This is a genomic window from Shewanella sp. SR44-4 (assembly GCF_014163715.1).
Taxonomy (GTDB): Bacteria; Pseudomonadota; Gammaproteobacteria; order Enterobacterales; family Shewanellaceae; genus Shewanella.
The window spans coordinates 1-451 of sequence record NZ_JACJDU010000148.1 but is presented as its reverse complement, the minus strand read 5'-3'; the positions used below and the strand labels follow the sequence as shown (position 1 = coordinate 451).

At 41.7% G+C, this 451-nt stretch carries 1 pseudogene; it reads right to left on the bottom strand.

Annotated features, from left to right (window positions below):
- Window positions 1-259: 259 nt before the first annotated feature.
- Window positions 260-451 (bottom strand): annotated as a pseudogene (locus H5125_RS21815) (IS110 family transposase); the annotation flags it as partial.

Here is a 451-nt window from a genome sequence, read left to right as displayed (position 1 = left end):
CTAAGATGGCACTATTCAAGTCAGAGGTGCTTTTTGCACAGTTAGTTTCAGGCTCATTTAGGGTGTAAACGACTTTGTTGATTGTATTTATTAATGCGCGCCAATAAGGTGTCTAATCAAGGCAATGTAGCTTAAATAGCATTTGGCATAGTGATGATGGTGAGAAGTCATTGCTTCATTAGCCACATCATTCACGGTCATGCTCACTTCTCTTTTTAAGAGTATCTAGTTAGACGTTCAGCTCACCTTATTGCGCGACTTATCCTTTTAAGAATCGTTGTTCATCAAACACCGTTTTGTTCTTCAACATGAAATAGACGCAGCGGCCAAGCTTATGAGCGAGTGCAGACAACGCTTTAGCCTTACTCATTCTTTTCTGTAATCGATTAAGGTAGTTACGGGCTTTGTCATTGCCTCGCAGGTACAGCACAGCTGCTTCTGAGAATGCCCA